We start from the raw sequence: 8,539 nt of genomic DNA, 5'->3' as shown, positions 1-8,539 counted from the left end.
CCACCGGTTGCGCCGGTAATGGTCGCTTCGACTTTGCCTGCGTCTTTGTAGACGTCATCGGCAGGCGCAGGAACGGTCACGGTGCCGGTGGTTTTGCCGGCGTCGATAGTGATCACAGCGCCGTTCGACAAAGTTACGGTCACTGGCGAGCCAGCAGCGTTGGTCAGTGTCGCGGTGTAGGTGATCTGGCCACCCTCGGCCACGGAACCAGTGGCGCTGAGCGACAGGTTGGTGGTGTCGACGGTGTCGGTGACCGTGGTGCTCACCGGAGTTTTGTCGGCTACGAGGTTCTCGAAGTTGCCACCCGTCACGTCAGTGATCGAGTTGGTCAGCGATGCCTGACCGGTCAGCGCGTCGTTCGGCGCGACGGTGGTGACGGTGCCGGTGGTCTTGCCGACTTCAATGGTGATGGTCGAGCCGTTGGCCAAAGTCACTGTAACCGGCGAACCGGTTACTGGCGCACCGACAGTCGCGGTGTAAGTGACGGTGCCACCTTCAGCCACAGTTGTATCGGCAGTCAGCTTCACCGTCGAAGTGTCGATGGTGTCAGTGACTTCGGTAACAGCCGGAACGGTGCTCGGCACCAGGTTCTCGAAGTTGCCACCGGAGGTATTGGTGATCGTGACTTCCACCTTGCCGGCGTCTTTGTATACGTCATCGGCAGGCGCCGGAACAGTCACGGTACCAGTTGTTTTACCGGCTTCGATGGTGATGACCGCGCCGTTGCTGAGGGTGATATTCAGCGGCGTGCCAGCCGGGTTGGTCAGGGTGGCCGTATAGACAATCGAGCCACCCTCAGCCACGGAACCGGTCGCGCTCAGCGACAGGTTGGTGGTGTCGACGACGTCGGTCACCGATGTGTCCGCCGGTTTGCCATCCACTGCCAGATTTTCGTAGTTGCCGCCCTTGGCGTCGTCGATCTTGACGCTCAGAGAGCTGCCGCCGGCCAGTGCATCGTTAGGCGCAACGAAGGTCACCGAGGCGCTGCTGGCGCCGACCGGAATGGTGATGGTCTGGCCGTTGGACAGCGTCACGACCACTGGCGAACCGGTAACCGGTGCAGTCACGGACGCGGTGTAGACCACGTTGCCGCCTTCAGCCACGGTTGGGGTGGCGGTCAGGCTGACGGTCGAGGTGTCGATGGTGTCGGCAACGTTGGTCACCGCAGGCGTCGGGTCAGTTACCAGGTTTTCGAAGTTGCCACCGGTGGCCGTCGAAATGGTCGCTTCGACTTTGCCAGCGTCTTTGTAGACGTCATCGGCCGGGGCTGGAACGCTCACGGTGCCGGTGGTCGCGCCAGCGGCGATGGTGATCACCGCGCCGTTGCTCAACGTCACAGTGACTGGGGTGCCAGCCGGATTGGTCAGGGTCGCGGTGTAAACGATCGAACCGCCTTCCGCCACGTCGCTCGATGCCGACAAGCTCAGGCCAGTGTCGTCTTTCGAATCGGTGATGGTGGTGGTCGCTGGGGCCGGGTTAGGTACCAGGTTTTCGAAATTGCCGCCGGTGGCGGAAGTGATCGTGGTGCTAACGGTGCTGCCGTTGTTGTAAACGTCATTGGCCGCAGTCGGTACGTTGACGCTGCCAGTGGTTTTCCCGGCTTCGATGGTGATGACCGAGCCGTTGCTCAAGGTCACGGTTACCGGAGTCTGCGCAACGTTGGTCAAGGTTGCGGTGTAGGTGATCTGACCACCCTCGACGACGGTCCCGGTGGCAGTGAGGGTCAGCCCGGTGTTGTCGATCGAGTCGGTAATGGTGGTGGTCGCTGGCGCCGGATTTGGCACCAGGTTTTCGAAGTTGCCGCCAGTGGCGGAAGTGATCGTGGTGCTGACGGTGCTGCCGTTGTTGTAAACGTCATTCGCTGGCGTCGGTACGTTGACAGTGCCAGTGGTTTGACCGGCGCCAATGGTGATGGTCGAACCGTTCGACAGCGTGACGGTCACCGGCGTCTGCGCCGGGTTGGTCAGGGTCGCGGTATAGGTGATCTGACCGCCTTCGACGACGCTGTTGCCAGCGGTCAGGGTGACGGTGGTGGTGTCGACCGAATCGACAATCGTGGTCACGGCCGGCGTCGGGTCAGGGGTCAACTGTTCAAAGTTGCCGCCGGTAGCGCCGGTGATCGTGGTGCTGACGGTGCTGCCATTGTTGTAAACGTCATTCGCCGGCGTCGGCACGTTGACAGTGCCGGTGGTCTGGCCGGCGCCAATGGTGATGGTCGAACCGTTCGACAGCGTGACGGTGACCGGCGTCTGCGCCGGGTTGGTCAATGTCGCGGTGTAGGTGATCTGGCCACCTTCCGTGACGCTGTTGCCAGCGGTCAGAGTGACGGTGGTGGTGTCGGTGGTGTCGGTGACCTGAGTCACGGCCGGAGTGGTCGGCGGGGTCACGGTAATGCCATTGCCGCCCGTGGTGCCGGTGACGGTCACGTCGATCTGGGTCGGGTCGTTATAAACGGTGTCGTTCGGCGCCAAGGGGACGTTGACGGTGCCGGTGGTGGAGCCGGCCGGGATCACGATCACCGCGCCGTTGGACAGGGTGATGGTCAGGTCGGTCAGCGGCGCCTGAGTCAGAGTTGCGGTGTACGCCAGCACGCCGCCGGCTTCGGTGATGGTCGGCGTGGCACTGAGGCTCAGGGTCGACTCACGCACAGCGTTGGTGGTGGTGTCGGTGGTCTGGCCGCCGGTAATGTCCAGCGCAGCCTGGCCGGCCGAGTTGATACCCGCGGTCGGGAAACCAATGGTTGGATCGACGCGGCCAGCGGTTGCATCGAGCATCACGAAGCTGTGGCCACCACCGGCGGCACCGCCAGTGCCTGCGGCGGTCGCGCCGGCAGCGGTGGCTTCAAGCGCGGTCGTCGGGTCGACACCGGCGGCGATGGCTTGCTGCAGTTCAGCAACCGACGGCGCGGCTTGCGCGGTGGCCTCTGCCAGATCGGTGCTGGAGGCCGGAGCGTCAGCGCTCCACTGCGTGTCACGGCCCAGATCGAGCGTGCGGCCATCGGCCAGTTCCAGCGACACGGCGCCGGATACGCCGGTGTCGATTCGATCGCCAGCGTATAGCTTGTCGCCTTCAACGAGAATGCGGCGGATGCCCTCTGGGGACACCACGAAAACCTGACCGACAATGCTTTTGACGATGGCAACAACACTGCTCATTGAAGACTCTCCGGGGTATCACGTTCAGTTGACTTCCATAGGCTGACGGGCGCCTTTGCCAATTCAGTCTGGACGTACTTTTAAAATGTGCGAAACAAGATTGACGCTGATTTGCGTCAATAATCTGGCTATATTTTTTTCGCGATTAAGTTTATGCCAAACTATTGACCTTATGGGTGCCATCCTAAACAATCGTCCCACTAATGTCACATTGATATTTAAGCGGCGACCTGTCCTACAGCATGTGATCCAGTTCCGAATTTAAACTTTCCGACATACGGTCATTCCGGTTGCCATCATCCGACGCAGCACCCTTATTTGCTGTGATTCACGACAAGAAGTTCTGGGAAACATTTACCATGCGTTCGCAACTGTTCAAGGCTCTACCTTTCGTCCTCGCCGCCTCTTTCGTACAAGCACAATCCCTACCAGAAGCCATGCAACAGGCAATGGATGTCCATCCGGAAATCCAGGCCGGGGTCAACAGTCGTTTGGCTGCGGATTATCAGTTAAGAGCGGCCAAAGGTGGATACCTGCCGAAGGTCGATCTGCTCGGCGGTTATGGCCGTGAAGGCACCGACAGCGTCACGACCCGCTCGGGTGGAAACAGCAACCACTGGGAAACTCTGAACCGCAGCGAGTCAAGTTTGCGTCTCTCGCAAATGATTTTTGACGGTTTTGCGACGTCGAGTGAAGTAGGGCGTCAACAAGCCACCGTTAACTCCCGTGCCTACTCCCTGCTCGGCACCTCCGAGCGCACCGGGCTGACCGTGGCCCAGGTTTACCTCGACGTGCTGACGCGCCGCGAGTTCGTGCGTCTGGCCGAAGAAAACCTCAAGAGCCATCAGCGCATCTACGACCAGATCCAGTTGCGCACCCAGCGCGGTGTCGGCAGCGGCGCTGACCTCGATCAGGCCGAAGCGCGCATGGCCCAGGCGCGCAACAACCTGATCACCGAGCAGACTAACCTCGCCGACTCGGAAACCAACTTTCTCAGCGCCGTTGGCCAGATGCCTGACCAACTTGAGCGCCCGGCTCCATTTATGGCGATGTTGCCAGCCAACCTGAATGAAGCGCGTGCGCAAATGCTGGAAAACAGCCCGATCCTGCGCTCGGCCGAGTCCGATATCGCCGCCGCCGAAAAGCAGTACGCCACCGCCAAATCGACCTTCTACCCACGTTTCGATGCCGAACTGGGCCGCTCTGCCGACAACGACCTCGACGGCCAGAACGGTCACAACAATGAATGGCAGGCCATGCTGCGCATGCGTTTCAACCTGTATTCGGGTGGCAGCAACAAGGCTGATCTGGAATCCAAGTCCTACCTGGCGAATCAGGCGCTGGACATCCGCAACAACGCTTTGCGCCAGTTGAACGAAGAACTTGGTCTGGCCTGGAACGCCTTGAACAACGCCAACGCCCAAGTGCCGATCGCGCAGCAGTACGTCGATCACAGCACCTCGGTGCGTACCGCGTACCAGCGTCAGTTCAGCCTCGGCGAGCGCACCCTGCTGGATTTGCTCGACAGTGAAAACGAACTGTTCACCGCTTCGCGCCGTCTGGCCGAAATCCAGAACATTCAGTTATTTACTCAGTACCGAATCAAGGCGACCATGGGCGAGTTACTCAAAAGCCAAGGAGTGGTCGCGCCATTGGCATCCGTTGTGCAGAACGACGTGAAGCCCAAGGTTCAACTGCCTGGGATGAATTGAGTTGTCCCCTTTCAACAGTTAAGAGTGCCGAGCGTGGAATCAGAAGTCAGTCGAGTTAATCTCAGTCATGATCCACGCGCGTTGCACGACGATCCTTTACTGGATGGTCTGCTCGCTCTTTGCATGCTGCACCAGAAACCCGCCAGCGCGGCGATGCTCACCACCGGCCTGCCGCTGCCCAAACAACGCCTGAGTGTCGAGCTGCTGCCGCGTGCAGCGGCGCGCGCCGGCCTGCAAGGGCGGGTGCTGCAACGCAAACTGGAAGAAATTCCGGCGATTGCGATGCCCGCGCTGTTGTTGCTCAAGGATGGCCGCAGTGCCGTACTGCTCGGCTGGCAGGGTGAAAACGAAGCTCGGGTGCTGCTCAGCGAAAGCGATGGCGGCGAATCCTTGGTCAACCGCGAACTGCTGGCCGACGATTACCTCGGCAAAGTGTTCTTCGCCCAGCCGCAGCACAAATTCGACGTCAACCACGGCACGCTGATCCCGCGCGCGCGTTCGTGGTTTCGCGACACCCTCAAGCGTTCGCGCTGGCTGTATGTCGACGCCATCGCCGCCAGTTTCCTGATCAACATCATCGCCATGGCCGCGCCGCTGTTCGTGATGAACGTCTACGACCGCGTGGTACCGAACCAGGCCGAAGCAACCCTGTGGGTGCTGGCGCTGGGCATCACCGGCGCGTACATGTTCGACCTGATCCTCAAGAGCCTGCGCAGTCTGTGCCTGGATCTGGCCGGCAAGAAAACCGACCTGATCATCTCCGCCACGCTGTTCGAACGCATTGTCGGCATGTCGATGAAGTACCGTCCGGCGCGGGTCGGCAGCTTCGCGCAGAACATCCATGAGTTTCAGAGCCTGCGCGACTTCCTCGCCTCGCTGACCCTGACCAGCCTGATCGACCTGCCGTTCACCATCCTGATCTTCATTGTCATCGCGATTCTCGGCGGGCATCTGGTGTGGATCCCGGTGCTGGCGTTCCCGATTGCCCTGCTGATCGGCTACGCGTTGCAGAAGCCGCTGGTCGCGACCATGGAACGCACCATGGCGCTTGGCGCCGAGCGCCAGTCGAGCCTGATCGAAACCCTCGCCGGTCTCGACGCAGTCAAGGTCAACAACGCTGAAAGTGAACGTCAGTACCAGTGGGAACAGACCATCGGCACCCTCAGCCGCCTCGAGCTGCGGGTGAAAATGCTTTCCGGTCTGGCGATGAACATCACCCTGCTGATCCAGCAACTGGCCGGGGTGATCATGATCGTCTTCGGCGTGTACCAGATCATCGCCGGCAACCTGAGCATGGGCGGTCTGATCGCCTGCTACATGCTCAGCGGCCGCGCTCTGAGTCCGTTGGCCTCGCTATCCGGTCTGTTGACCCGTTACCAGCAAGCCCGCGTGACCATGACTTCGGTCGATCAGATGATGGAGCTGCCGCAGGAACGCAATTTCGAAGAACGCCCGCTGAGCCGCAAGGTTCTGCAAGGCGCCATCGAATGCCGCCAGCTCAACTTCACCTATCCCGAGCAGCAAAACCCGGCGCTGAAGAACATCAACCTGGTGATCCGTCCCGGCGAGAAGATCGGCATCATCGGCCGCAGCGGTTCAGGCAAAAGCTCTTTGGCCAAACTGCTGGTTGGTCTGTATCAGCCGGATGACGGCGCATTGCTGGTCGATGGTGTGGACATCCGCCAGATCGACGTCAGCGAGCTGCGCTACAACATTGGCTACGTGCCGCAGGATATCCAGCTGCTCGCTGGCACGTTGCGCGACAACCTGGTTTCCGGCGCGCGTTACGTTGAAGACGAGCTGGTGCTGCAAGCCGCCGAATTGGCTGGCGTGCATGAATTCGCCCGTCTGCATCCGCAAGGCTACGAGCTGCAAGTCGGCGAGCGCGGGCAGAACCTGTCCGGCGGCCAGCGCCAGAACGTTGCCCTGGCGCGGGCGCTGTTGCTCAATCCGCCGATCCTGTTGATGGATGAGCCGACCAGCGCCATGGACAACACTGGCGAAGAACGCCTCAAACAACGCCTCGCGGCCGTGATTGAAAACAAGACCGTGGTGCTGGTGACGCACCGTGCTTCGCTGCTGTCGCTGGTGGATCGCCTGCTGGTGATCGATCGCGGGCAGATTCTCGCCGACGGCCCGAAAGCCGCGGTGATGGAAGCGTTGAAGAAGGGGCAGATCAGTGTTGCTTAAGTCGGGTTTCAAGGATTCGATCCGTCGCTACTTCAAAGGCTCGGCGTCGTTGCAGGGCCAGCCGCTGCCCGAGGTCAACAAGGCCTTGATCGAAGATGCGCCACGCGTGGTGCGGCTGACGATTTGGGCAATCATCGGTTTCTTCGTGTTTCTGATGCTGTGGGCCAACTTCGCCGTGATCGACGAAGTGACCAAGGGCGACGGCAAGGCGATTCCATCGTCGAAGATCCAAAAAATCCAGAACCTTGAGGGCGGGATTGTATCGGAACTGTTCGTCAAGGAAGGCCAGATCGTCGAGGCCGGCGCACCGTTGATTCGTCTGGACGACACACGTTTCGCCTCCAACGTCGGCGAAACCGAGGCTGATCGACAGTCGATGTTGCTGCGCGTCGAGCGCTTGAGCGCCGAGGTCGATGACCGTCCGCTGAGTTTCCCTGAAGACGTGGTCAAAGCCGTGCCCGGCCAGGCGAAAAGCGAAGAGTCGCTGTACATCAGCCGTCGCCAGCAGTTGCACGACGAGATTGGCGGTTTGCAGGAGCAGTTGATTCAGCGTCAGCAAGAGCTGCGCGAGTTCAGCTCCAAGCAGGCGCAATACCGTCAGCAACTGAGCTTGCAGCGTCAGGAAATCAACATGTCCGAGCCGCTGGTGGCGCAGGGCGCGGTCTCCCCGGTTGAAGTGCTGCGCCTCAAGCGTGCCGAAGTGGAAACCCGTGGTCAGCTCGACGCCACCACGCTGGCAATTCCGCGTGCCGAGTCGGCGATCAAGGAAGTGCAGCGCAAGGTCGACGAGACGCGCGGCAAATTCCGCAGCGAAGCCCTGACTCAACTCAACGAAGCGCGCACCGATCTGAACAAGGCCCAGGCCACCGGCAAAGCGCTGGAAGACCGGGTCAGCCGGACGCTGGTTACCTCGCCAGTACGCGGGATCGTCAACAAGATGCTGGTCAACACCATCGGCGGCGTGATCCAGCCGGGCAGCGACTTGCTGGAAATCGTCCCGCTGGATGACACCTTGCTGGTCGAGGCGAAAATCCGTCCGCAGGACATCGCGTTCCTGCATCCGGGCCAGGAAGCCACGGTGAAATTCACCGCGTATGACTACACGATTTATGGCGGTCTGAAAGCCAAGCTCGAGCAGATCGGCGCCGACACCATCACCGATGAAGACAAGAAAACCACGTACTACATCATCAAGCTGCGTACTGATCGGAGCCACTTGGGGACTGACGAGAAGCCGTTGCTGATCATCCCGGGGATGGTGGCATCGGTGGACATCATCACCGGCAAGAAGACCGTGCTGAGCTACCTGCTCAAACCGATCATCCGCGCGCGGGCTGAGGCGCTGCACGAGCGCTAGATCTGCATTGGCCTTTCTGGCCTCATCGCTGGCAAGCCAGCTCCCACAGGTTTTTGCGTCGAACACATAATCGTGTTCCACAAGAGAGCCCTGTGGGAGCTGCGGTGCGACGATTCGACTTGCCA

Annotated in this window: 4 protein-coding genes; 3 read left to right on the top strand and 1 reads right to left on the bottom strand. The window is 60.6% G+C overall.

The genetic code is table 11. The annotated features are described in order from the left end of the window. Positions 1-3,155: retention module-containing protein (locus ACP7BN_RS05260; protein ID WP_426202194.1), on the bottom strand; the 3,155-nt coding region annotated here is incomplete at its 3' end. Positions 3,156-3,514: 359 nt separating this feature from the next. Between ACP7BN_RS05260 and ACP7BN_RS05255 the strand changes: the two genes are divergently transcribed. From ACP7BN_RS05255 to ACP7BN_RS05245, 3 genes are read left to right on the top strand one after another with little or no spacing between them, the layout of a single operon-like run. Beyond that, entirely contained in the window at positions 3,515-4,867 is a 1,353-nt protein-coding gene (locus ACP7BN_RS05255) for a TolC family outer membrane protein (RefSeq protein WP_426202192.1), read from the top strand. A gap of 33 nt (positions 4,868-4,900) precedes the next feature. Further along, a complete protein-coding gene (locus ACP7BN_RS05250; protein WP_420651007.1) occupies positions 4,901-7,057 on the top strand; it encodes a type I secretion system permease/ATPase in 2,157 nt (718 codons plus the stop codon). Next, positions 7,047-8,414, top strand: a complete 1,368-nt coding sequence (locus ACP7BN_RS05245; RefSeq protein ID WP_420651006.1) for an HlyD family type I secretion periplasmic adaptor subunit — start codon at positions 7,047-7,049, stop codon at positions 8,412-8,414. The genes ACP7BN_RS05250 and ACP7BN_RS05245 overlap by 11 nt, the downstream gene beginning before the upstream one ends. Positions 8,415-8,539: the final 125 nt, after the last annotated feature.

The sequence above is a fragment of the Pseudomonas sp. TWP3-1 genome (genome assembly GCF_049896625.1).
Lineage (GTDB): Bacteria > Pseudomonadota > Gammaproteobacteria > Pseudomonadales > Pseudomonadaceae > Aquipseudomonas.
This window is presented reverse-complemented; position numbering and strand designations above follow the sequence as displayed.

Coding starts and splice junctions, on each gene's coding strand:
- ACP7BN_RS05255 (WP_426202192.1), top strand. CDS start 3,515: ATGCGTTCGCAACTGTTCAAGGCTCTACCTTTCGTCCTCGCCGCCTCT.